The organism is Mycobacterium sp. (assembly GCF_040398885.1).
In the GTDB taxonomy this organism is placed as follows: domain Bacteria; phylum Actinomycetota; class Actinomycetes; order Mycobacteriales; family Mycobacteriaceae; genus Mycobacterium.
On sequence record NZ_JBBATF010000031.1, the window covers coordinates 1 to 22,398 of the forward strand.

General features: G+C 68.4%; 24 protein-coding genes. 15 read left to right on the plus strand and 9 right to left on the minus strand.

What is annotated here, in order from left to right; translation table 11 throughout:
• The first annotated feature begins 44 nt into the window (after window positions 1-44).
• Genes dnaK through ADBZ5U_RS04890 form a run of 4 tightly spaced genes read left to right on the plus strand, consistent with a single transcriptional unit; the run spans window position 45 to window position 4,178 of the window.
• Entirely contained in the window at window positions 45-1,904 is a 1,860-nt protein-coding gene (dnaK, locus tag ADBZ5U_RS04875) for a molecular chaperone DnaK (protein ID WP_526262948.1), read from the plus strand.
• Window positions 1,901-2,599, plus strand: a complete 699-nt coding sequence (grpE, locus tag ADBZ5U_RS04880) for a nucleotide exchange factor GrpE (RefSeq protein WP_526262950.1) — start codon at window positions 1,901-1,903, stop codon at window positions 2,597-2,599. The genes dnaK and grpE overlap by 4 nt, the downstream gene beginning before the upstream one ends.
• Before the next feature lie 32 nt (window positions 2,600-2,631).
• On the plus strand, window positions 2,632-3,804 hold the full coding sequence (gene dnaJ, locus ADBZ5U_RS04885; RefSeq protein ID WP_526262952.1) for a molecular chaperone DnaJ: 1,173 nt from the start codon (window positions 2,632-2,634) through the stop codon (window positions 3,802-3,804).
• A complete protein-coding gene (locus ADBZ5U_RS04890) occupies window positions 3,801-4,178 on the plus strand; it encodes a heat shock protein transcriptional repressor HspR (RefSeq protein ID WP_526262954.1) in 378 nt (125 codons plus the stop codon). The genes dnaJ and ADBZ5U_RS04890 overlap by 4 nt, the downstream gene beginning before the upstream one ends.
• Window positions 4,179-4,261: 83 nt before the next feature.
• Here ADBZ5U_RS04890 and ADBZ5U_RS04895 read toward each other — a convergent pair whose 3' ends face one another.
• The 7 genes from ADBZ5U_RS04895 to ADBZ5U_RS04925 are packed head-to-tail and all read right to left on the minus strand — an operon-like array spanning window position 4,262 to window position 10,711.
• A complete protein-coding gene (locus tag ADBZ5U_RS04895) occupies window positions 4,262-5,164 on the minus strand; it encodes an aldose 1-epimerase (RefSeq protein WP_526262956.1) in 903 nt (300 codons plus the stop codon).
• Window positions 5,165-5,214: 50 nt separating this feature from the next.
• Window positions 5,215-5,454, minus strand: a complete 240-nt coding sequence (locus tag ADBZ5U_RS04900; RefSeq protein WP_526262958.1) for an acyl carrier protein — start codon at window positions 5,452-5,454, stop codon at window positions 5,215-5,217.
• Between the two features lie 10 nt (window positions 5,455-5,464).
• Window positions 5,465-6,721: a 2-oxo acid dehydrogenase subunit E2 gene (locus tag ADBZ5U_RS04905; protein WP_526262960.1), complete on the minus strand. Its 1,257-nt coding sequence runs from the start codon at window positions 6,719-6,721 to the stop codon at window positions 5,465-5,467.
• Window positions 6,718-7,686 (minus strand): alpha-ketoacid dehydrogenase subunit beta, encoded by a 969-nt coding sequence (locus ADBZ5U_RS04910; protein WP_526262962.1) that lies wholly within the window; start codon window positions 7,684-7,686, stop codon window positions 6,718-6,720. The genes ADBZ5U_RS04905 and ADBZ5U_RS04910 overlap by 4 nt, the downstream gene beginning before the upstream one ends.
• Entirely contained in the window at window positions 7,683-8,654 is a 972-nt protein-coding gene (gene pdhA / locus ADBZ5U_RS04915; RefSeq protein WP_526262992.1) for a pyruvate dehydrogenase (acetyl-transferring) E1 component subunit alpha, read from the minus strand. Before pdhA ends, ADBZ5U_RS04910 begins: the two co-directional genes overlap by 4 nt.
• Window positions 8,655-8,659: 5 nt before the next feature.
• A complete protein-coding gene (gene acsA / locus ADBZ5U_RS04920; protein WP_526262964.1) occupies window positions 8,660-10,444 on the minus strand; it encodes an acetate--CoA ligase in 1,785 nt (594 codons plus the stop codon).
• 9 nt (window positions 10,445-10,453) lie between these two features.
• Window positions 10,454-10,711 carry a hypothetical protein gene (locus ADBZ5U_RS04925; protein ID WP_526262966.1) on the minus strand — a complete coding sequence of 86 codons (258 nt, stop codon included), beginning with the start codon at window positions 10,709-10,711 and terminating at the stop codon, window positions 10,454-10,456.
• A gap of 232 nt (window positions 10,712-10,943) precedes the next feature.
• Between ADBZ5U_RS04925 and clpB the strand changes: the two genes are divergently transcribed.
• The 8 genes from clpB to ADBZ5U_RS04965 all read left to right on the plus strand — a co-directional run bounded on the left by clpB (window position 10,944) and on the right by ADBZ5U_RS04965 (window position 19,143).
• Complete coding sequence (gene clpB / locus ADBZ5U_RS04930) at window positions 10,944-13,502, plus strand: ATP-dependent chaperone ClpB (protein ID WP_526262968.1); 2,559 nt, start codon at window positions 10,944-10,946, stop codon at window positions 13,500-13,502.
• Between the two features lie 138 nt (window positions 13,503-13,640).
• Complete coding sequence (gene ttfA, locus ADBZ5U_RS04935; protein ID WP_526262970.1) at window positions 13,641-14,399, plus strand: trehalose monomycolate transport factor TtfA; 759 nt, start codon at window positions 13,641-13,643, stop codon at window positions 14,397-14,399.
• Window positions 14,400-14,422: 23 nt separating this feature from the next.
• Window positions 14,423-15,199: an SDR family NAD(P)-dependent oxidoreductase gene (locus ADBZ5U_RS04940; protein ID WP_526262972.1), complete on the plus strand. Its 777-nt coding sequence runs from the start codon at window positions 14,423-14,425 to the stop codon at window positions 15,197-15,199.
• Between the two features lie 55 nt (window positions 15,200-15,254).
• A complete protein-coding gene (pyrE, locus tag ADBZ5U_RS04945) occupies window positions 15,255-15,776 on the plus strand; it encodes an orotate phosphoribosyltransferase (protein ID WP_526262994.1) in 522 nt (173 codons plus the stop codon).
• Window positions 15,769-16,482, plus strand: coding sequence for a hypothetical protein (locus tag ADBZ5U_RS04950; protein WP_526262974.1), 714 nt, complete (start codon window positions 15,769-15,771; stop codon window positions 16,480-16,482). The genes pyrE and ADBZ5U_RS04950 overlap by 8 nt, the downstream gene beginning before the upstream one ends.
• Window positions 16,479-17,135 (plus strand): TrmH family RNA methyltransferase, encoded by a 657-nt coding sequence (locus tag ADBZ5U_RS04955; protein ID WP_526262976.1) that lies wholly within the window; start codon window positions 16,479-16,481, stop codon window positions 17,133-17,135. The genes ADBZ5U_RS04950 and ADBZ5U_RS04955 overlap by 4 nt, the downstream gene beginning before the upstream one ends.
• A gap of 76 nt (window positions 17,136-17,211) precedes the next feature.
• A complete protein-coding gene (locus ADBZ5U_RS04960; protein WP_526262978.1) occupies window positions 17,212-18,309 on the plus strand; it encodes a glycoside hydrolase family 76 protein in 1,098 nt (365 codons plus the stop codon).
• A gap of 102 nt (window positions 18,310-18,411) precedes the next feature.
• Window positions 18,412-19,143 (plus strand): LpqN/LpqT family lipoprotein, encoded by a 732-nt coding sequence (locus ADBZ5U_RS04965; RefSeq protein WP_526262980.1) that lies wholly within the window; start codon window positions 18,412-18,414, stop codon window positions 19,141-19,143.
• Between the two features lie 358 nt (window positions 19,144-19,501).
• On the opposite strand, the gene ADBZ5U_RS04970 is transcribed toward ADBZ5U_RS04965, so the two are convergent.
• Window positions 19,502-19,699: a hypothetical protein gene (locus ADBZ5U_RS04970; protein ID WP_526262982.1), complete on the minus strand. Its 198-nt coding sequence runs from the start codon at window positions 19,697-19,699 to the stop codon at window positions 19,502-19,504.
• Between the two features lie 120 nt (window positions 19,700-19,819).
• Between ADBZ5U_RS04970 and ADBZ5U_RS04975 the strand changes: the two genes are divergently transcribed.
• Both ADBZ5U_RS04975 and ADBZ5U_RS04980 read left to right on the plus strand, forming a co-directional pair.
• Window positions 19,820-21,013 (plus strand): serine hydrolase domain-containing protein, encoded by a 1,194-nt coding sequence (locus ADBZ5U_RS04975; RefSeq protein ID WP_526262984.1) that lies wholly within the window; start codon window positions 19,820-19,822, stop codon window positions 21,011-21,013.
• 83 nt (window positions 21,014-21,096) lie between these two features.
• Window positions 21,097-21,309, plus strand: coding sequence for a hypothetical protein (locus ADBZ5U_RS04980; RefSeq protein WP_526262986.1), 213 nt, complete (start codon window positions 21,097-21,099; stop codon window positions 21,307-21,309).
• 70 nt (window positions 21,310-21,379) lie between these two features.
• On the opposite strand, the gene ADBZ5U_RS04985 is transcribed toward ADBZ5U_RS04980, so the two are convergent.
• Window positions 21,380-22,042: a VTT domain-containing protein gene (locus ADBZ5U_RS04985; protein WP_526262988.1), complete on the minus strand. Its 663-nt coding sequence runs from the start codon at window positions 22,040-22,042 to the stop codon at window positions 21,380-21,382.
• Between the two features lie 73 nt (window positions 22,043-22,115).
• On the opposite strand from ADBZ5U_RS04985, the gene ADBZ5U_RS04990 reads away from it, so the two are divergent.
• Window positions 22,116-22,398 (plus strand): class II fructose-bisphosphate aldolase (locus tag ADBZ5U_RS04990; RefSeq protein WP_526262990.1); only part of this gene is annotated, 283 nt, incomplete at its 3' end.

The window sequence follows — 22,398 nt, forward strand, 5'->3', positions numbered from 1 at the left end:
AGTGTCTGTCCGAAGAAGAAGTGTCTACCAGGAGGAATACGAACATGGCTCGTGCGGTCGGCATCGACCTCGGGACCACCAACTCCGTCGTCTCAGTCCTCGAGGGTGGCGACCCGGTCGTCGTCGCCAACTCGGAGGGTTCCCGCACGACGCCGTCAGTGGTGGCTTTCGCACGCAACGGCGAAGTGCTGGTGGGCCAGCCCGCCAAGAACCAGGCGGTCACCAACGTCGACCGCACCATCCGGTCAGTCAAGCGCCACATCGGCACCGACTGGTCCGTCGACATCGACGGCAAGAACTACACCGCCCAGGAGATCAGCGCGCGCACGCTGCAGAAGCTCAAGCGCGACGCCGAGAGCTACCTGGGTGAGGACATCACCGACGCGGTCATCACCGTGCCGGCCTATTTCAACGACGCCCAGCGTCAGGCCACCAAGGAAGCCGGCCAGATCGCCGGCTTGAACGTCCTGCGCATCGTCAACGAGCCCACCGCCGCGGCCCTGGCCTACGGCATGGACAAGGGCAGCAAGGAGCAGACCATCCTGGTCTTCGACCTCGGCGGCGGCACGTTCGACGTCTCGCTGCTGGAGATCGGCGACGGCGTGGTCGAGGTTCGCGCCACTTCCGGTGACAACCACCTCGGTGGCGATGACTGGGATGACCGGATCGTCGACTGGCTCGTGGACAAGTTCAAGGCCAGTGCCGGCATCGACCTGACCAAGGACAAGATGGCGATGCAGCGGCTTCGCGAGGCCGCCGAGAAGGCCAAGATCGAGCTCAGCTCCGGCCAGAGCACGTCGATCAACCTGCCCTACATCACCGTCGACGCGGACAAGAATCCGCTGTTCCTCGATGAGCAGCTGACCCGTTCGGAGTTCCAGAAGATCACCCAGGATCTGCTCGACCGCACCCGTGCGCCGTTCCAGCAGGTGATCAAGGACGCCGGTATCTCGGTGTCCGATATCGACCACGTGGTGCTCGTCGGCGGCTCGACCCGCATGCCCGCGGTCACCGATCTGGTCAAGGAACTGACCGGCGGCAAGGAGCCCAACAAGGGTGTCAACCCCGACGAGGTCGTCGCGGTCGGCGCGGCGCTTCAGGCCGGCGTGCTCAAGGGCGAGGTCAAAGATGTTCTGCTGCTTGATGTCACACCGCTGAGTCTGGGTATCGAGACCAAGGGCGGCGTGATGACCAAGCTGATCGAGCGCAACACCACCATCCCGACCAAGCGGTCGGAGACCTTCACCACCGCCGACGACAACCAGCCGTCGGTGCAGATCCAGGTCTATCAGGGTGAGCGCGAGATCGCGGCGCACAATAAGTTGCTCGGCAGCTTCGAGCTGACCGGCATCCCGCCGGCTCCGCGCGGCGTGCCCCAGATCGAGGTCATCTTCGACATCGACGCCAACGGCATCGTGCATGTCACGGCCAAGGACAAGGGCACCGGCAAGGAGAACACGATCAAGATCCAGGAGGGCTCCGGCCTGTCCAAGGAGGAGATCGACCGGATGATCAAGGACGCCGAGGCGCACGCCGACGAGGACCGCAAGCGTCGCGAGGAGGCCGACGTCCGCAACCAGGCCGAGTCGCTGGTCTACCAGACGGAGAAGTTCGTCTCCGAACAGCGCGCGGAAGGAGGGGCCGGATCCAAGGTTCCCGAGGACACCCTGCTCAAGGTCGACACCGCGATCGCCGACGCCAAGACGGCGCTGAACGGCTCTGACATCGGGGCGATCAAGTCCGCGATGGAGCGGCTGGGCACCGAGTCCCAGGCGTTGGGTCAGGCCATGTACGAGGCGGCCCAGGCCGAGCAGGCGGCCGGCGAGTCCGGGCGCCCGGGCGGTTCGGGTGCCGATGACGTGGTGGACGCCGAGGTCGTCGAGGACGATCAGGAGAACAGGTGACCGAGCCGGAGGGCAGGAGCGAAGCGACCCGGGACAGGTCTGGGAGCCGCGAGGCTGAGGAACCGGTGACGGTGACCGACAAGCGTCGCATCGACCCGGAGACCGGCGAGATTCGCGACTCTGGAACCGGCGCAGCCTCCGGCCCGGCCCCTGGTGGGCCGGCGCCGGAGGCCCCCGGCGCCGACAAGGTCGCCGAACTGACCGCCGACCTGCAGCGGGTGCAGGCCGACTTCGCCAACTACCGCAAACGCGCGCTCCGCGACCAGGAGGCGGCCGGCGAGCGGGCCAAGGCCGTCGTGGTGAGCCAGCTCCTGCCGGTGCTGGACGACCTGGACCGCGCCCGCAGCCACGGCGACCTGGAGGGCGGCCCGCTGAAGTCGGTCGCCGACAAGCTCGCCGCGGCGCTGACCGGCACGGGCCTGGCCGAGTTCGGCGCCGAGGGCGAGGCGTTCGACCCGTCTCTGCACGAGGCGGTGCAACACGAGGGCGACGGCTCCGGGGGACCTTCCCAACAGCTGGTCATCGGCCATGTGATGCGCAAGGGCTACAAGCTCGGCGAGTTCGTGTTGCGTCCCGCCCTGGTGGGGGTTGTCGATACCGTCGAGGTCGTCGATACCGTCGAGGTCACAGAGCGGGCCGACACGCCGTCAGAGCAGCCGCAGCCGGCCGCAGAGAACGCAGAATCAGATCAGTAACCGCACGGAGCGACGACAGGAGGTGACGCCGCGTGGTCCAGCGGGAGTGGGTTGAGAAGGATTTCTACAAGGTGCTCGGCGTCTCCTCCGACGCCGGCGACGACGAGATCAGGCGGGTCGCCAAGAAACTGCTCGCCGAGAACCATCCCGATCGCAACCCGAACAACCCGACCGCGGAGGAGCGGTACAAGGAGGTCGGGGAAGCCCGGGATGTGCTGACCGACAAGGCCAAACGCAAGGAGTACGACGAGACTCGCCGGATGTTCGCCGGCGGCGGTTTCGGTCGCCGCTTCGGTGGTGGCGGCGGCTTCAGCGGCTACGACGGCGGCGGTTTCAACCTCAACGACCTGTTCGGCCAGGCCGGGCAGGAAGGCGGAGCCAACATCGGCGACCTGTTCGGCGGGCTGTTCGGCCGCGGCGCCGCCCAACCCCGTGCCAGCCGCCCTCAGCGCGGCAAGGACCTGGAGACCGAGACCGACCTGGACTTCCTGGAGGCCACCAAGGGCGTGGCCATGCCGCTGCGGCTGACCAGCCCGGCGCCCTGCACCAACTGCCACGGCAGCGGTGCGCGTCCGGGCACCAGCCCGAAGATGTGCGCCAACTGCAACGGCTCCGGGGTGGTCAACCGCAACCAGGGCGCGTTCGGATTCTCCGAACCGTGCACCGAATGCCGGGGCAGCGGCTCGACCATCGAGAACCCCTGCGACGAATGCCGTGGCACCGGCGTGACGACCCGCACCCGCACCATCAACGTTCGCATCCCGCCAGGTGTGGAGAACGGCCAGCGGATCCGGCTGGCCGGCCAGGGTGAAGCCGGCCTGCGTGGCGCCCCGTCGGGCGATCTGTACGTCACGGTGCACGTCCGGCCCGACAAGGTCTTCGGCCGCGACGGCGACGACCTCACCGTGACGGTCCCGGTCAGCTTCACCGAATTGGCTTTGGGCACAACGCTTTCGATTCCGACTCTGGACGGCAAAGTCGGCGTGAAGGTGCCCAAGGGAACCGCCGACGGGCGCATCCTGCGGGTGCGCGGTCGCGGGGTTCCCAAGCGCGGCGGCGGTGCCGGAGACCTGCTGGTGACGGTGAAGGTGGCGGTGCCGCCCCACCTTGAGGGCTCGGCGCTGGAGGCCCTCGAGGCCTACGCGGCCGCGGAGAAGTCCAGCGGTTTCGACCCACGCGCGGGGTGGGTGGGTAACCGGCCATGACCGCTGCCAACGAGCCCCGCGGGACACGCACGTTCCTGATCTCGGTGGCGGCGGAGTTGGCCGGCATGCACGCCCAGACCCTGCGCACCTACGACCGGCTGGGCCTGGTCAGTCCGGAGCGCAGCGCCGGTGGGGGGCGGCGCTACTCCGAACGCGACGTCGAACTGCTGCGCGAGATCCAGCGCCTCTCCCAGGACGAGGGCGTGAACCTCGCCGGGATCAAGCGGATCATCGAGCTAACCAACCAGGTGGAGGCGCTGCAGTCCCGGGTCACCGAAATGGCCGACGAGTTGTCCCGCTCCCGGCCGCGCCGGGACCTGGCGGTGGTGCCCAAGAGCACCGCCGTGGTGGTCTGGAAACCGCGCGTCCGCTGAACGCTTCGCCGAGTGTGCCTCCAGTGCGAAAAAACGCGCTGAATCTCGCAGGGAGCGCACTCTCGGCGTGAAGGGGTGTTTCCCTACTTGACCCTGATGGTGAACGTCGAGACGGCCGGCCGGCCCGGCACCGCCTTGTTGTAGTTTCCCTTGCGCAGCGCGTTGGTCGGGGCGGCCATCGGCTCGATGCCCACCACGTCGTCGTTGTTGGGGGCGAAGATCTGCGCCGCGGGATAGCCGGTGTCGAAGACGACCTCGATGCGACGGTCCCCGCCGGAGAGCGCGAACACCCCGCCCTGCGGCACCTCGTCGAAGCCGTCGTCGAATACCCGGCTCTCCAGCTTCTCGGTCTTGGCCGGCCACTCCTCGGTGGCGCCGGTCGGGATACCCCAGTTGTCCACCGGCAGGTGGCGCATCGGCGGGGTCTCCAGCACCCACTCCGATCGCGGCACTCCCGGGATGGTCAGGTACGGGTGGAAGCCGAAGCACAGCGGCACCGAGGCCGACGTCGTCGGGGTGATCGTGGTCTCGATGGTCAGCGCCCTGTCCACCAGTCTGATGTCCAGGGTCGCGACGTGCGGGAACGGGAAGCTGCACAGCAGCCGGGGCTGTCCGCCGTAGTCGAGGTCGGCGATGAACCGGTTGTCCTCCTGCTCGGTGACCAGCCAGCCGGGATAGGCCGCCAGCACCCCGTGGATCACCAGACCGTGCTCGTCGGAACGCACCCCGCCCACGCCCGGGGTCAGCGTCACCGCGCCGCCGTCGACCGCGTAGCCGTTGGCGGACAGCCGATTGGCCCACGGGTAGAGGATCGGGATGCCCATGGTCTTGCCGGTCGTCAGGTAGGCGTTCAGGCCGCGCCGCTGACCGAGCAGTTCCACCCCTCCGTCGGACAGCGAGGTGCAGACCATGCCCGCGGACGGGACGAAGGTCGCGGTGAGGGCCGACGACGGGTCTTTCAGCACGACTGAGGGCAACTGGGCCATTGTCGGATTGTGCCATGAACGATCCGGGGTTGACCAAGCCGCACACCCCATCAGCGGTGCTGGTCGATGTAGCTGGTGAGGTCGTCGATCGTCCGCAGCGAGGCGTACCGGGACTCGGGGATGTCGACCTCGAAGCGCTTGTGCAACCGGATCAGGAAGTTCAGCCAGTCCATCGAGTCCAGATCGACCTGGTCGCGCAGCAACTCGCTGTCGCTCAGGTCGGCCTCCTCGATCTCGGGCGCGATGTCGAGAAGTTCGGCCACCACTCCGGCGCGGGTCTCACTGCTCACGGTTCTCCTCTCATCGGGGCGTCTGGAGTTCGCCGGGCCGCTGCAGCAGCCGGTTGATCTCGGCCAGGAACAGCGCTCCACGGGCGCCGTCGCTGGCGCGGTGATCGGCGGCCAGGCTGGAATGCACCGTGGTGGCGACCCGGATCCCGCCGTCGACGACGACCACGCGCTGGGCCGGCCGGCCGAACCCGACGATGGCGACCTGCTCTGGGTAGATGACGCCGAAGACGGAGTCGACGCCGTTGTCGCCGAGGTTGGTCACGGTGATGGTCGGATCCGACATCTCCGAACTGCGCAGCGAGCCGGCCCGGGCCCGAGCCACCAGGTCGGTCAGGTCCGCCATCAGTTCCGGCAGCGGCTTCTCGGCGACATCGTGGATGGCCGGGGCCACCAGACCGCCGCCGCGCAGCGAAATCGCCACGCCGACGTGGGTGCCGGTCGCGGGCTCGAAGTGCTCCCCGGCGGCATCCGAGCGCCAGAACCCGTTGAACTCGCCGAACTCGCAGGCGGCCAGTGCGACGGCCTTGAGTTGCAACACGGCCGGCAGGATCCGTTCGGTGATCGGGCGGCCGGCGTTCTGTTCGGTCAGCCACGCCAACGCGGTGTCGAGGATTATCTCGTCCGACAGGTAGTAGTGCGGGATCTCGCGCTTGGAGCGACTCATCGCCGCGGCGATGGACGCGCGCATGGCAGCCCCGCGCTCCCGGGCCTTCTCGGCGGCCGACTTCTGGGCGCCCCCCGCCGGGGCCGGCGTGGTTCCGGGCCCCTGGTGACCGGCTCTCGCGGACTTCGAGGCGGCGGCGTGCTCGACATCGCGCAGTGTCACCGCCCCCTGCGGCCCGGTGCCGGTGACGGCCTTGAGGTCCACGTCCAGCGCGGCAGCGGTGCGGCGCGCCACCGGGGATACCCATAGCCGGTGCCCGACGGTATCCGAGACATGCTGCGGTGTAACGACTCCGGTGATGGCCTGCGCAGCGACTGGTGTCGCCGAAGCCGGTTCGGCAGGCGATGGCGCCGCCCCGGGTTGCTCGCCCGGTTCCAGCAGTGTTGCCAGTGGTGTTCCGACGGCGACTGTCGCTCCCACCGGCACCAGTATCTTGTCGACCACGCCGTCGTGCCAGCACTCGATCTCCACGGCCGCCTTGGTGGTCTCGACGACGGCCACGATCTGACCGCGGGTCACCGTGTCGCCGGGTTTGATCCGCCACTCGTCGAGTCGGCCTTCGTCCATGTCCGCCCCGAGTGCCGGCATCGAGAATTCGATCATCCGAACAGCCCGCGAACGGCGGTCACGATCTTCTCGGGCTGCGGAAGCGCTGCTTCCTCGAGGTGTTTGGCGTAGGGGATAGGCACCTCGGCGGTGCACACCCGGGCGATCGGGGCATCGAGTTCGTAGAACGCCTGCTCGACGATGCGGGCGCTGATCTCCCCGGCCAGGCTGCCGGTGTGCCAGGCCTCGTCCACCACCACCACCCGGTGGGTCTTGCGGACCGACGCCATGATGGTGGCGTCGTCGAGTGGGCGCAGCACGCGGAGGTCGACGACGTCGCATTCGATGCCGGCCTCAGCCAGTCGCCCGGCCGCGTCCAGTGCCTTGGGTAAGCACCCGCCGTATGCGATCACCGTCGCGTCGGAACCGTTGCGGCGCAGCGCTGCCCGACTGATATCGGTGGCGGACAGGGACTCCGGGTCCGCAGCCAGGTTGTACAACCCCACATGCTCGACGATGATCACCGGGTCCGGCGCGACCAGCGCGGAGCGCAGCATTCCGTAGGCGTCGGCGACGGTGGCCGGTGCCAGCACGGTGATGCCCGGGATGTGCGCGTACCAGTTCTCCAGGCTGTGCGAGTGCTGCGCGGCCAACTGCCGGCCCGCGCCGGTGGCCATCCGCACCACCACCGGCACCGAGAACTGTCCGTTCGACATGTGGCGAAGTGCCGCAGCGGTATTGACGATCTGGTCCAGGGCCAGCAGGCTGAAGTTGACCGTCATCAACTCGACGATGGGCCGTAGCCCGCCGAGGGCGGCTCCGATCCCGATGCCCACGAAGGCGAGCTCGGAGAGCGGGGTGTCCCGAATCCGCTCGGGGCCGAATTCCTCGAGCATTCCCTTGGACACCGCGTAGGTTCCGCCGTAGCGGCCGACGTCCTCGCCGAGCAGCACGACGCGTTCGTCCGCCCGCATGGCGTCGGCGATCGCGTCGTGGACGGCGCCGCGGTAGGTGGTCTTCATGCGCCGCCGCCGGGTGTCATCACATCGCGGGTCAGCGTGTCGACGCTCTCCAACGTTCCGGCCTCGGCGTAGGCCACCGCTCCGTCGACCTCGGCGGCGACCGCGGCCTCGATGGCCGCGACATCCCCGGCGGTCAGGAGACCCTCGGCGGCGAGGCGTTCGGTGAGGGTGCGGATGGGGTCGTGTCGGTCGCGCCACTCGGCGACCTCGGCCTTGTCACGGTACAACTCCGGGTCGAACATCGAGTGCGGCCGGAACCGGTAGGTGCGGAACTCCAGGAAGTAGGGTCCGCCCGCCGTCCGGATGTGCTCGACGGCCTGTCGCATAGCGGAGTGGCAGGCCAGCGCGTCCATCCCGTCGACCGAGGCGCCCGGCACGCGGTAGGCCGCGGCCTTGGCGACCAGATCCACCTGGGACAGTTCCCGTTCGATGGCCGTGCCCATGGCGTACCGATTGTTCTCGCAGCAGAACAGCACCGGCAGCTGCCACAGTTCCGCCATGTTCATCGTCTCGTGGAAGGCGCCCTCGGCGGTCGCTCCCTCGCCGAAATAGCAGGCGCTGAGCCGATTCCGCCCGAGCTGCTTGTCGGCGAGGGCCAGCCCGGCGGCCAGTGGCAGCCCGGCTGCCACGATGGCGTTGCCGCCGTAGAAGCGCCGGCCGGCGTCGAACAGGTGCATTGATCCGCCGCGCCCGCCGGAGCAGCCTTCCTGCCTGCCGTACATCTCGGCCATGATCTTGGTCATCGGGATGCCGCGCAGCAGCGCATGGGCGTGCTCGCGGTAGGTGGCGATCACCGCATCGTCGGGACCGAGCACCCGCAGCGACCCCGCAGCCACCGCCTCTTGGCCGACGTAGAGGTGCAGGAAGCCGCGAATCCTGCCGGCGCTGTACATCTCCGCGCACTTCTCCTCCATGCGCCTGATCCGGGTCATGTCGGTCAGCAACTCGCGGGCCAACCCGGGGTCCACCTCGCTCACGCCTTGACCCCCGGCGTCTCGATGGTCGACGTGTCGCCCTCGGGAAGTCCGAGTTCGCGGGCCTTGAGCAGTCGGCGCATGATCTTGCCGCTTCGGGTGTGCGGAAGGGAGTCGACGAAGTCGATCTCCTTGGGCGCCACCGCCGCACCGAGTCGCTTTCGGGCGTGGCCCATCAGGTCGCGGCGCAGGGCGTCGTCGCCGGTGTACCCGGACTTCAGGGTGACGAAGGCTTTCACGATCGCGCCGTAGGTCGGGTCCGGCTTTCCGATCACCGCCGCCTCGGCGACCGCAGGGTGGTCGGTCAGGACGTTCTCCACCTCGAACGGGCCGATCAGGTGCCCGGAGGCCTTGATGACGTCGTCGGCGCGGCCGACGAACCAGAGGTAGCCGTCGGCGTCGCGCTTGACCAGATCCCCGGACAGATACAGATCCCCGTGAAAACACCTGCGGTAGCGCTCTTCCTGGTCCAGGTAGCCGCGGAACATCGACGGCCAGCCGACCCGCAGTGCGAGTTCGCCTTCGACGCCGGGCTTGTCGACGACGTCCACCGCGCCGGTCTCCTCGTCGTGGTCGACCACCAGGACGTCCACGCCGGGAAGTGGCCGGCCCATCGAGCCGGGCTTGACATCGAAGGCGGGTGTGTTGGCCACCATGATGCCGCCGGTCTCGGTCTGCCACCAGTTGTCGTGAATCGGTAGTCCCAGCACTCGTTCGCCCCACCAGACCGCTTCGGCGTTGAGCGGTTCGCCGACGCTGGCGATGAATCGCAGATGGGGGAAGCTGTACCTGGCGGGCAGATCGGGCCCGGCTTTGATCAGCATCCGCACCGCCGTCGGTGCGGTGTACCAGACGGTGACTGCCTGGTCCTGCAGGATTCGGTACCAACGTTCGGCGTCGAACTCCGCCTCGTCGATGATCGAGGTGACTCGGTGCAGCAACGGCGCGACGATGCCGTACGCCGTTCCGGTCACCCAGCCGGGATCGGCTGTGCACCAGTAGATGTCGTCGGGGTGAAGATCCAGCGCGAAAAGGCCGGTGATGTAGTGCATCGCCACCGCGCCGTGCACGTGCTGGGCGCCCTTGGGTGTGCCGGTGGTGCCGCTGGTGAAGTGCAGCAGCGACGGGTCGTCGGGCCCGGTGTGTTCGATCCGCGCGTCGTCGCTCGCCTGATCCATCAGGGTGCCGAAGTTGTGCGTGCCGGGGATGTCCTCCGCCGGATCGCCCACCACGAGCACGTGTGCGACCGACGGCAGTTCCGCGCGGATTCCGGCGATCTTGCGCTTGTAGATCGCGGCGGTCGTCACCAGGACGTCGGCGGCGCCGATGTTCACCCGGGTGGCGATCGGTTCCGGCCCGAAGGCGGAGAACAGCGGCGAGACGACGCTGCCGTTGCGCAGTGCCCCGAGGATGCTGATGTAGAGCTCCGGAGCACGGCCCATGATGACGAAGACCCTGTCGCCCTTGCCGATTCCGAGGCCGCGCAGCACGTTGGTGAACTTCCTCGTGAGCCGCCCGAGTTCGGCGTAGGAGAGGTCTCGGGTGGTGAGCGCATTCCCATCCGGTGTGTCAGCGACGAATCGCAGGGCGGTCTTGTCCGCTCCGGGTCCCTCGCTGTGCCGGTCCACCGCCGCGTAGGCGATGTTGCAACCGCCGGGTCCCATTCCGCGGCAGAGGTCGGGCACCTGTGACCAGGTGAATGACGCGCGAGTGGCGTCGTAGTCGTCGAGATTCGGGGGGACCGTCAGGTCCTCGGGCCGTTTATGGATGATCCCGTCGTCCATTGCCGTCCACTACCGGCGCGGCGGGTCCAGAACGCCGTCGCGCCGGGCCCGTGGGAAGTGGGCCATCACGCGGTCGATCAGCGTGCTGTAGGCGGCGCCGTCATTGAGGATTTCGGGGCATTCCAGGTGGCGCAGGAAGGCGTCGACACGGCGTTCCAGCGTCCAGTCCCAGTAGTCCCGCCCGGTGAACGCCGAGCACAGGAACTTCCACGCGATGCCGTCGATCTCCTCGGGCGTCTTGGCCACAACCGCCCCCTCGAATCCCACCCTGTGATGGTCGTCCAACCCCGCGTCTGGACGTAAGGGGCGAAAGTCCCCAAAGCGGAGACGGTGGCGTCGCTCTTCGGGGCGACCGGGTGAGCAGCACGCCCCGGCATGGGTGCCGGAAGTCCCTATCGCCGCACCGGGCCGATTCACTAGACTTGAGCGGAACAGACTCAAGGCTACCGGTGTTGTATACCTCGACAAGCTTGTACCAGGAGAAATGGAGGATGTCGGAGTGGACTCGTTCAACCCGACCACGAAGACCCAGGCGGCGCTGACCGCCGCGTTGCAGGCCGCGAGTACGGCCGGCAACCCGGAGATCCGGCCCGCTCACCTGCTGTTGGCGCTGCTCACCCAGACCGACGGCATCGCGGCACCGCTGCTCGAAGCGGTCGGCGTCAACCCGGCCACCATCCGGGCCGAGGCCCAACGCCTCGTCGACCGGCTTCCGTCGTCCAGTGGGGCGACCTCGCAGCCGCAACTGAGCCGGGAGTCGCTGGCCGCCATCAACACCGCCCAGCAACTGGCCACCGAGATGGGCGACGAGTTCGTCTCCACCGAGCACCTGCTCTACGGACTGGCCAGCGGCGACTCCGACGTCGCCAAGATGCTCACCAACGCCGGCGCCTCGCCGCAGGCGCTGCGCGACGCCTTCGTCAAGGTCCGCGGCAGCGCCCGGGTCACCAGCGCCGACCCGGAGTCCAGCTACCAGGCCCTGGAGAAGTACTCCACCGACCTGACCGCGCGTGCCCGTGACGGCAAGCTGGACCCGGTTGTGGGGCGCGACAACGAGATTCGCCGCGTCATCCAGGTGCTGAGCCGGCGCACCAAGAACAACCCGGTGCTGATCGGCGAGCCCGGCGTCGGCAAGACCGCGATCGTCGAGGGTCTGGCCCAGCGCATCATCGACGGCGACGTGCCGGAGAGCCTGCGGGACAAGACCGTCATCTCCCTGGACCTCGGGTCGATGGTTGCGGGAGCCAAGTACCGCGGGGAGTTCGAGGAACGCCTCAAGGCGGTGCTCGACGAGATCAAGGAATCCGCCGGCCAGATCATCACCTTCATCGACGAGTTGCACACCATCGTCGGCGCCGGGGCGACCGGTGAGGGCGCGATGGACGCCGGCAACATGATCAAGCCGATGCTGGCCCGCGGCGAACTGCGCCTGGTCGGCGCGACCACCCTCGACGAGTACCGCAAGTACATCGAGAAGGACGCCGCCCTGGAACGCCGCTTCCAGCAGGTGTTCGTGGGCGAACCCTCGGTGGAGGACACCGTCGGCATCCTGCGCGGCCTGAAGGACCGTTACGAGGTGCACCACGGCGTGCGGATCACCGACTCCTCGCTGGTCGCCGCCGCGACGCTGTCCGACCGCTACATCACCAGCCGATTCCTGCCGGACAAAGCCATCGACCTGGTCGACGAGGCCGCCTCCCGGCTGCGGATGGAGATCGACTCCCGGCCCGTCGAGGTCGACGAGGTGGAGCGCCTGGTGCGCCGCCTGGAGATCGAGGAGATGGCCCTGGAGAAGGAGTCCGACGATGCCTCCAGGGACCGCCTGGAGAAACTGCGCGCCGAGTTGGCCGACCAGAAGGAGAAACTGGCCGAGCTGACCACCCGGTGGCAGAACGAGAAGAACGCCATCGACGTCGTGCGGGAGTTCAAGGAGCAACTTGAGATCCTGCGCGGAGAGGCCGACCGGGCCGAGCGCGACGGCGATCTGGCCAAGGCCGCCGAACTTCGCTACGGCCGCATCCCGGAGGTGGAGAAGCAACTCGACGCCGCAGTGTCTTCGGCCGGCGGCCAGAACAGAGCCCGCGAGAGCGTCATGCTCAAGGAGGAGGTCGGACCCGACGACATCGCCGACGTGGTGGCGTCCTGGACCGGCATCCCGGCCGGCCGGCTGCTCGAGGGTGAGACCGCCAAGCTGCTGCGGATGGAGGAGGAACTCGGGCACCGGGTTATCGGTCAGAAAGCCGCGGTTGCTGCGGTTTCTGATGCGGTCCGGCGGAGCCGCGCCGGGGTCGCCGACCCCAACCGGCCCACCGGGTCGTTCCTGTTCCTCGGCCCCACCGGCGTCGGAAAGACCGAACTGGCCAAGGCGCTGGCCGACTTCCTCTTCGACGACGAGCGCGCCATGGTGCGCATCGACATGAGCGAGTACGGCGAAAAGCATTCGGTGGCAAGGCTTGTCGGCGCTCCTCCGGGCTACGTCGGCTACGACCAGGGCGGTCAGCTGACCGAGGCGGTGCGCCGACGGCCCTACACGGTGGTGCTGTTCGACGAGGTCGAGAAGGCCCACCCGGATGTGTTCGACGTGCTGTTGCAGGTGCTCGACGAGGGACGGCTGACCGACGGTCAGGGCCGCACGGTCGATTTCCGCAACACCATTCTGATCCTGACCTCGAACCTCGGTTCCGGCGGCGACGCCGATCAGGTGATGGCGGCGGTGCGCGCGGCGTTCAAGCCGGAGTTCATCAACCGCCTCGACGACGTGCTGATCTTCGACGCGCTCAGTCCTGAGGAACTGGTCCGGATCGTCGACATCCAGCTGGCCCAGTTGCAGAAGCGACTGGCCCAGCGGCGGCTGGAACTGCAGGTGTCGCTGCCGGCCAAGGAATGGCTGGCCGAGCGGGGGTTCGACCCGCTCTACGGCGCCCGGCCGCTGCGCCGCCTGGTGCAGCAGGCCATCGGCGACCGGCTGGCCAAGATGCTGCTGGCCGGGGAGATCCACGACGGCGACGTCGTGCCGGTCAACGTCGCCCCCGACGGTGACACGCTGATCCTGGGCTAGGGCCCGCGAGCAGACGCGAACGCCCCCGCACGCCCGGCGTGTCGGGGGCGTCGGCGTCTGCTCGCGAGACAAAGGTGACTCTGTTGTGACCTGTAGGGGCTCTCGCCGAGCGGCGGCGAGCGGTTAGGCTAGGCGCCAATGGTCCCGTTCTGGTTCACGATGTCCGCACTCTGCTTCGTGGGTGCGGGAGTCCTGCTGTACATCGAGATCGGCCGTCGCCGCGGCCTGGGCCGGCGGCGGAAGTCCTGGGCTCGCGCGCAGGGTTTCGACTACGAGGAGCAATCCACCGAGATCCTCGACCGCTGGAAGCGCGGGGTCATGTCGACCGTCGGCGAGGCCACCGCCCGCAACGTGGTGCTCGGCCAGGTCCGCGGCGAGGCCGTCTACGTCTTCGACCTCGAGGACGTGGCCACCGTCATCGCGTTGCACCGCAAGGTCGGCACCAACATCGTCATGGACATGCGCCTCGAAGGCGTCAAGGAGCCCCGGGAGAACGACGTCTGGCTGCTCGGCGCGATCGGCCAGCGGATGGTCTACTCCAACAACCTCGACGCCGCGCGCCGGGCCTGCGACCGGCGCATGGTGACCTTCGCCCACACCGCCCCGGACTTCGCCGAGATCCTGTGGAACGAGCAGAACTGGACCCTGCTGGCCATGCCGATCTCGTCCACCCGCGCCGAATGGGACGAGGGGCTCCGCACCGTGCGGCAATTCAACGACCTGCTGCGGGTCCTGCCCCCGATCCCGGCGCAGGCCGCCGCGTCGGCCGCCGGGCGGGCCGGCGAACCGGGCCGTCCGCAGCCCCGCGAACTCCCGCCCGGCCGCAGCGAGGCCCCGCCACTGCTGCGGACCCAGCCGCCGCGGACCGGCACCCAGGCGCCGAACTACCTGACCTGACCCGGCCCCGATAGGGTGGCGGGGTGCCTCGCCCGGTTGCCCTGATCACTGGCCCGACCTCCGGTCTGGGTGAGGGTTACGCGCGCCGTTTCGCGCGTGACGGTCACGACGTGGTCCTGGTGGCCCGCGATGTCGACCGACTGGTGGCGCTGGCCGCCGAACTGCGCATCGCCCACGGCGTCGACGTGGAGGTGCTGCCCGCCGACCTGGCCCGGTCCGAGGGCCGGCAGACCGTCGGCGACCGACTCGCCAAGGGCGTTCAGGTGCTGGTCAACAACGCCGGATTCGGCACCTCGGGCGAGTTCTGGACAGCCGATCCCGAACTGCTGCAACGGCAACTGGACGTCAACGTCACCGCCGTGATGCACCTGACCCGAGCCGCCCTGCCGCCGATGCTGGCCGCCGGCCGCGGGAGCGTGATCAACATCGCCTCGGTCGCCGGACTGCTGCCCGGCCGGGGATCCACCTATTCGGCGTCCAAGGCGTGGGTGGTGTTCTTCTCCGAGGGGCTGGCCAACGGTCTGACCGGAACCGGCGTGGGCGTGCACGCGGTCTGTCCCGGTTTCGTCCGCACCGAGTTCCACCAACGGGCCGGCATCGACATGGCCTCCATCCCCCGGCCGTTGTGGCTGACGGTCGACGACGTGGTCGAGGAGAGCCTGGCCGATGTGGCCAAAGGCACGGTCGTCAGCGTTCCGGGACTGCAGTACAAGGCCCTCACCGCGGCGGGGCGCCTGATACCGCGGCCCTTGGTCCGCGGTTTCGCCAAGAGAATAGGACGTGGTCGTGACCGCACCTGAACACACCGGACCCGATGGCGAGGTTCCGCGCCTCGACGCCGGCGCGCGCACCGAACTGGCTGCGCTGGTCCGGCGGTTATCCGTGGTGTTCGGCCGCGTCACGTTGTCGTCGGGCAAGGAGGCCGACTACTACGTCGACCTTCGCCGCGCCACCCTGCACCATCAGGCCGCCCCGCTGATCGGTCGGCTGGTGCGCGAACTCACCGCGGACTGGGACTACGCCGCGGTCGGTGGGCTGACCATGGGTGCCGACCCGGTGGCATGCGCCGTCCTGCACGCCCCCGGCCGACCCATTGACGCTTTCGTGGTCCGCAAGGCGGTGAAAAGCCATGGGATGCAACGCCTCATCGAAGGCGCCGACATCGTGGGCCGGCGAGTGCTCGTCGTGGAGGACACCAGTACGACCGGCGGTTCGGCGATGACGGCCGTGCGCGCGGTGCGCGAGGCGGGAGCCACGGTGGTCGGCGTCGCGACGGTGGTCGACAGGGCCACCGGGGCGGCCGAGGCGATCGAGGCCGAGGGGGTGCCCTACCGCAGCATCCTCGGTCTGGCCGATCTCGGCCTCACCGATGATTGAGTTCGACGACGACGATTCCGCGCCCGACTGGGATGACGTCGTGGACGTCGTCTGCGTCGGCACCAGTCCCGGTGTGCTGGCTTACGGCATCTGCTGTGCGGCAAACGATCTCGATGTCCTGCTCGTCCAGCCACCCGCTGAACCCGACGAGTTGACCGCCGCGTGGTTCACGGCGATGACAGCGGACCTGGAGGCGGGGCGGCACCGCCCGGCACCTGCGTTCAGCTTCGCGCGGGTCTCGCCGCCGCCCCCGGCGCCCACCGGCAAGCGGGTCAGGTTGGAGACCTTCTTCGGTGAGCGACTTCGGCAATGGTCGGCGCACTGTCTGCGGTCACCGTTCGGAGTGATGTTCACCCAGGTGCCCGAGTTGCTCATCCCGATGCGCACCGAGGACGGTGCGACGATCACCGCGGCGTTCCTCGGTGATGTTCCGGACGGCGACGTGCTCACCTGGCTGGCCGATCGTGCCCGCGAGGCGGGTGTGCCCGACTCGGGACATCCGATGTCGGCAATGATCCTCGAACAGGGCCGTATCGCGGGCGTGGAACTCGACGACGGCACCCGGGTCGCGGCGACGGGCGGATTGGCCTTCCCGGTCGGTGCGCACACGCTCGTCCCTGACCTTCCCGGCCTCGGCGAGTGCACGGTGGCGATGGTCGGACGTCCGGCGGGGCGGTTCGCCACGGTGGATCTGCTGTGGCGATGACCGAACCCGGGCCCACCGAATGGTCCACCGGAACCCCCGGCGTGGGACCGTGGGCGCAGACCCATCCCGGGCTACCGCCCGACGACCCCCGTTACGACCCCGAACTTCTGCGCGACGGCGACAGCCGCAACGTCGTCGACGCCTATCGCTACTGGCGCCGCGAGGCCATCGTCGCCGACATCGACCGTCGCCGGCACCGGTTGCATGTGGCTATCGAGAACTTCGGCAACGACGCCAACATCGGCGCGGTGGTGCGGACCGCGAACGCCTTCGCCGTGCACACCGTCCACATCGTCGGACGCCGCCGCTGGAACCGCCGCGGGGCCATGGTCACCGACCGCTACCAGCACCTCGCCCACCACGACACAACCGCGGAGTTGATGGCCTTCGCCCGCGACGCGGGGCTGACGGTGGTCGCCGTCGACAACGTCCCGGGCGCGCTCCGCCTGGAGCGGACCGACCTCCCCGCGGACTGCCTGCTGCTGTTCGGGCAGGAGGGCCCCGGCATCTCGGAGGCGGCCCTCTCCGGCGCGGACTTCACGGTGTCGATCGCCCAGTTCGGTTCCACCCGCAGCATCAACGCCGGAGTCGCCGCCGGCATCGCCATGCACGCCTGGATCCGGCGGTGGTCCGATATCTCCTCGGCCTGGTAGGCGGCGTCCGACATTTCTTCGGCCGGTAGGTCCAGTCCGACCTGTCGTGGGCTCGGTTAGGGCAGGATTGCCATCCATGGACCAGCAATGGAAGAACCGGGCGGCCAGCGCCGAGGCCGCCATCGCCGCCCGGCACCTGCGCAAACTGCTGCAGGTTCCCGGCACCCAACTCGGTGTGGTGGGCTGGCCGCCCACGGCTAAGGACCTGAGCTTCGCCACCTGGCACTACTGGTGGCAGGCGCACCTGCTGGACACCCTGGTCGACGCCGAGGTCCGCGACCCGTCGCCGGACCGGGTGGAGAAGATCAAGCGGCAGATCCGGGGCCACTTCACCCGCAACAACGGCCGCTGGACCAACAGCTACTACGACGACATGGCCTGGCTCGCGCTGGCCCTCGAGCGGGCCGGCCGGCTGGCCGGGGTCCCCAACCCAAAGGCGCTGGCCACTCTGTCCGATCAGTTGGTCGGGTCGTGGGCCCCGGGCGCGGGGGGCGGGATCCCGTGGCGCAAGCAGGACCAGTTCTTCAACGCCCCGGCCAACGGCCCGGCCGGTATCTTCCTGGCCCGTCACGGCAATCTCGACCGCGCGGCCGAGATGGCCGACTGGATCGAGGAGACGCTGATCGACCCGGAGACCCATCTGGTGTTCGACGGCATCAAGGAGGGATCCCTGGTGCGCGCCCAGTACACCTACTGCCAGGGTGTCGTGGTCGGCCTGGAAACCGAACTGGCGGTCCGGACCGGAGACCCGCGCCACCGCGCCCGGGTGCGTCGACTGGTGCCCGCGATCGCCGAGCACATGACGAACGACGGCGTCCTCCGGGGTGCCGGCGGCGGGGACGGCGGACTCTTCGCCGGCATCACCGCACGCTATCTGGCCCTGGCCGCCAACGAGCTGCCCGGCGACGGCGGCGAGGACGCCGCTGCCCGCGACGCCGCCCGCGCCATCGTCCTGGCCTCTGCCCGCGCCGCGTGGGACAACCGCCAGGATGTAGACGGCCTGCCGCTGTTCAGCGCGTTCTGGAACCGTACCGCCGTCGTGCCGGGTGGCGGCCGGAAAGTCGGGGAGAAGGTCGACGGGGCGGTCGCCGAATCCGCCGAACCGGAACGCGATCTGTCCGTTCAGGTTTCGGGCTGGATGCTGATGGAGGCCGCGCACGCCGTCGCCGGTTAGGCCGGGTCGCCGGCCAGCGCGGGCCGGCTTGAGCGCATCCGAAGGCCTTTTCACGGTTATAGTCGGGCCAAGCCCGCGATCGGTGAAGGAGAAGGCGACCCGATGAAGAACATCACGGCTTTGGCGACGGGGGCGCTGGTCACTCTGACCGTGACCGGTGCGCTCGTCGGCTGCGCCCCCAGAACCGAGAAGCCCTATACCGGTCCGGCGGTCACCCCGACCATCTGGACCGGGTCGCCCGGGGAACCGGGCGCCGCTGAGGGCGCGCACGGTCAGGCAGCCGAGGGGGTCGACGTCCCCGCGCGTGGGGAGACCCTCAACCGCTACATCACGGATAACAAGATCGCCGAGCTGCCGTTCGAGAAGGGCCAGCCGGGAACGCCCGAGATCGCCTTCCCGATCCCGCCGGACTGGTTCGTGGTGGGCGACCAGACACCGGACTGGGCCTACGGCGCCATCGCGTACAGCAAGCCGGCCGATCCGACGGACCAGCCGTTCATCTATGCGATCGCCTCCAAGCTCACCGGGAACGTCGACCCGGACAAGATCCTGGAACTGGCGTCCGGCCAGCTCGACGAACTGCCCGGTTTCAAGCCCAACAGCGGACCACCGGAACGCACCAGGTTCGACGGCTATGACGGCGTCAGGTACGTCGGCACCTACGTCTGGGAGGGCAAGGAGCGGGCCGTCGGGCAGGAGACCATCGTCATTCCCGGCAAGGACGGGTTGTTCGTCCTGCAGTTGAACGGCGAGGCGCCGAAGGGACAGGAGCAGGTCGTCATCGACGCCGGCGACTTCATCCACGAGAAGACCAAGATCACCCTCCCGTCCTGACCGCCCGGCCGAACCTACCCACGGAGAACCTCATGTCAATCCGATCCAAGTCTTCTCGACTGGTGGCGGCTGCCGTCCTGGGCGGGGCACTGCTGTCGGCCCCGACTGTGACAACCGCAGAAGCCGCGCCTTGCCCCGGTGGGCAGTGGGCAGACCCCATCACCGGGGTCTGCTGGTCGCAGAACAGCCCGAGCAACAGCTATGGAGGCTCGGGCAACATCCCTTGCCTGCCTGGCCGGTTGGGTCTGTGCATTGCCGCGTTGAGCAACACGCCCATCCCGGGTGCGGCTCTGCAGGGCCCGAACCGCAACGGGACCTGGCCGTAAACGCCCCTAGGTGTGTCATCTCATGACATTGGTTACATGGCGAGGTCGTCGAATGACAGTTGGGGCGGTCGGGCATCGCGCGCGGTGGGCCTGATCACCAGGCCGGTGACGTCATGAGCGACGTCGCAAACGTCGCGGGACACATAGGTAATGCGCCAGGCCTGTCCCCCTGAGATTGCGGTGGCCACCGGCCGGCTGTCGAGCAATGTGCCCGGCGACGGATCCGTCATTGACGCCACTCTCCGATATCCACCCTCGAAAAACTAGCCGCTCAGCCGGCTTCCGGACTTGAATTGGCCACAGCGCCGGAGACGATCCCGTTCCATGACTCGACTTGCTACGGTCGTCCGATGAGGCTCGTTGCGGCAGTGGCCGCAGCCCTGCTGACAGTCGGTTGTACCGCGCCCCCCGCCGAGGCTCCCGCGCCGGTCTCCGCGCAATCCGAGGCCCAGATCGCCGAATCGCTGCGCGCCCGCTTGCAGGCCCGCCTGGACTCCCACCGCACCGACCACGGCTACCCCGGTGCGATAGCCGGTTTGTGGACTCCCGGCGGCGCCTGGATCGGCGTGACCGGAGCCGCCGACCGCGACTCCGACCGTCCGCCCACACGCTCCGATCACACCCGGATCGGCAGCGTGACAAAGACGTTCACCGTGATGGCGTTGCTCCAACTGGTCGACCGGGGAGAGGTCTCCCTGGCCGACACCATCGGCACCTACATCGCCGGGCTGCCCAACGGAGACACCGCGACGTTACGTGACCTGGCCCGGATGACCAGCGGCATCCCCAGTTACAACGACAACCTCGACTTCGTCCGGGCCTGGGCGGCCGACCCCGCGGGAACGGTCGTCACCCCCGAGCAGTTGGTCGACTACGCCAAGAACCAGCCCGCACTGTTCCCGGCGGGGAGCAGATTCCACTACAGCAACACCAACACGGTGCTGCTCGGGATGGTGATCGAGAAGGTCACCGGCCGCCCGGTCGCCGAGGTGTTCCAGAGCAATCTCTTCGAGCCACTCGGATTGTCCGGCACGTCCTTCGCGGGGCAGTCCCCGGATCTGCCGCAACCGCACCTGAACGGAATCACCGACCAGCCGGGGGCCGAAGTCGCGGAGCTGGGCATCCCGCTGCCCCCGGGCGGGCCCGTCCGCGACGCCACTTTCTGGAACCCGTCCTGGGAGTTCACCGCGGGGGCGATGATCTCGACCCTCGACGACCTGCGCACCTGGACCCAGGTGCTCGCCAGCGGCGGTGGCCTGGTCTCCGAGGAGATTCAGCGCGAGCGCGAGGCCTCGGTGGGTACCGAGGTGGGGCGGCTGGACCCGGACGACCCGGACGCGACCTACGGACTGGGATTCTTCTCCGTCCGCGGGTGGTTGGGTCACGACGGGTCGGTTCCCGGGTACACCACCTACGCCGCCCACCACCCGCAGAAGCAGACCTCGGTCGTGGTCGTCGTCAACTCCGACATCCGACAGTCGGATCAGCCTGATAGCCCGGCTGTTTCCCTCGCCGAGGAGATCCAGTTCGCTCTGGACGGCTGAGGCCGCCCTCGTATTTCGACTGCCTACGGTGACAACTAAGCCGGCTTTGACCCTGGCATGGCGATCCCCTCGAGGCTGCGCAGGTGGTTGATGCCGCGCCGGACCAGAATCCTGTGCACGGTGGCTGGGGCGAGCACGATGCGGGCCTGCCAGGATCGCCGCTGAACTTGACCCAGTTCTTCTGCGACCTGATACCAACAGCAGTCCAACAAGTTCAAGTGCAAGGCGCCGGCCACTTCCTTCAGGAAGACCGGGGAGAACTCCTTGCTTCAGAGGTACTCAAAATCCAGACGTGACGGTCCACGAGATATGCAGCAGACCCGCACTCGTCCATTCACATGTCACCAACGTCCTGAGACAACACGCCTAGGTCTCCTCGGGCAGCGCGCCGCGGCGGCGCAGCACATTGCGGCCCACCGCGGTCAGCGCCGGCAGGACCGAGAGGAACACGATCAGCAGAATCATCAGTTCCAGGTTGTTCCTGACGAACGGGACATTACCCAGGAAGTAGCCGAGCAGGGTGACCCCGGCACCCCAGAGGATGCCGCCGACGATGTCGAAGGCGAGGAACACCGGGTAGCGCATGTAGGAAACTCCGGCCAGCACCGGGGTGAAGGTGCGGGCGATCGGGACGAAACGGGCCAGGATGATGGTCTTGGGCCCGTGGCGATCGAAGAATGCGTGCGATTCGGTCACGTAGCGCTTCTTGAAGAACCGGGAGTCCTCCTTGTCGAACAGTGCCGGGCCGATCCGGCGGCCGATGAAGTAGCCGCACTGATCGCCCAGGATGGCCACCAACGTCACCGCGGGAACCAGCACCCAGATGCTGACCGGGGGGTTCGGCGCGGCCGCCAGCAGACCGCCGGTGAACAGCAGCGAGTCGCCGGGAAGCAGCGGAAACAGCAGGCCGGTCTCGATGAAGACGATGGTCAGGATGCCGGGCAGCACGGCGGAGGCGAACAAGCCGCCCTCGCCCAGCCAGTACATCGGGTCCAGGATGTCGGGCATGGCCGCGAGGGTGGTCGTCATGAGCCCCCAACATACCGGTGGGGTTTGACATACTGCCTCCCAGACGCACCCGTTCCCGCCGAGAGGACGCTTCATGCCCATCGCAACCCCAGAGGTCTACACGGAGATGCTCGATCGCGCCAAGGAGCACCACTTCGCGTTCCCGGCCATCAACTGCACCTCCTCGGAGACCATCAACGCCGCGATCAAGGGGTTCGCCGACGCGGGCAGTGACGGGATCATCCAGTTCTCCACCGGCGGAGCCGAATTCGGCTCCGGACTGGGGGTGAAGGACATGGTGACCGGTGCGGTCGCGCTCGCCGAGTTCGCCCACGTGATCGCCGCGAAGTACCCGGTAACCGTGGCGTTGCACACCG